Below are 1,004 nucleotides of genomic sequence, written 5' to 3' on the forward strand. Positions count from 1 at the left end.
GTCTGGTCGAAGCCCATGTTGATGCCGGCGGTCTGCAGGCGCAGGTCATACTGGTTCGACCAGAACCAGGGGAACGCCTTGTACGGCTTCTCGTCGCCGCAGATGCCCTTCGCCACACAGGTCGCCATGTCGTTGGCGTTCTGCACCGATTCCACCCGCATCACCGTGCCGCCCGCGTAGTCGCAAGCAAAGGCGGCGCAGTCACCGATCGCGTAGATGTCGGGCAGCGAGGTGCGGCAGTATTCGTCGACGTCGACGCCGTTCGCGCCCGACGCCCCCGCCAGGATCAGCGGCCCCACGGCCGGAACGATGCCGATGCCCACGATCACCGCCTCGGCCGGAATGATCTCGCCATCGGCCAGCTTCACGCCGGTAACGCGGTGCCCATCACCCTCCAGGCAATCGACCGCGACCCCGGTGCGCAGGTCGACGCCATGCGCACGGTGCTCGTCCTGGTAGAAGGCGGAAAGCTCCTCGCCCGCGACACGCGCCAGCACGCGCGGCAGGGCCTCCAGAAGCGTGACCTTGAGCCCCATCTTGGACAGCACTGCCGCCGCCTCGAGGCCAATATAGCCGCCGCCGACGACGACGATGTTCTTCGTCCCGGCATCGACTTCGGCCATCAGCGTGTCGCAATCCTCACGGGTGCGCACGGCATGGACCCCGGCCAGCTCCGCGCCCGAGCACGACAGGCGGCGCGGGTCGCCCCCGGTCGCCCAGACGAGCTTGCCGTACCCCAGCGTCCCGCCGCTCGAGAGCGTCAGTTCCTTGGCCACCGGATCCACTTTCGTGACCTCGGTGGACAGCCTGAAGGTCACCTCCTTCTCGGCCCAGAACGTCGGCGGGCGGATGTAGAGACGGTCGAACGTCTTCTCGCGCGCGAAGTACTCCTTGGAGAGCGGCGGACGCTCGTACGGGTACTCCGGCTCCCGGCCGATGACGGTGATGGTTCCCTCGAACCCGTTCTGGCGCAGGGCAAGCGCGCACTGCGCACCCCCATGCCC

General features: G+C 67.9%; 1 protein-coding gene. It reads right to left on the minus strand.

What is annotated here, in order from left to right; all coding sequences use genetic code 11:
- Window positions 1–1,004, minus strand: a 1,004-nt coding sequence (locus C2R25_RS19560) for an NAD(P)/FAD-dependent oxidoreductase (RefSeq protein WP_103730791.1), incomplete at both ends; no start/stop codon positions are given.

Origin of the sequence: Novosphingobium sp. HII-3 (genome assembly GCF_002916655.1) — a bacterium.
GTDB lineage: Bacteria > Pseudomonadota > Alphaproteobacteria > Sphingomonadales > Sphingomonadaceae > Novosphingobium > Novosphingobium panipatense.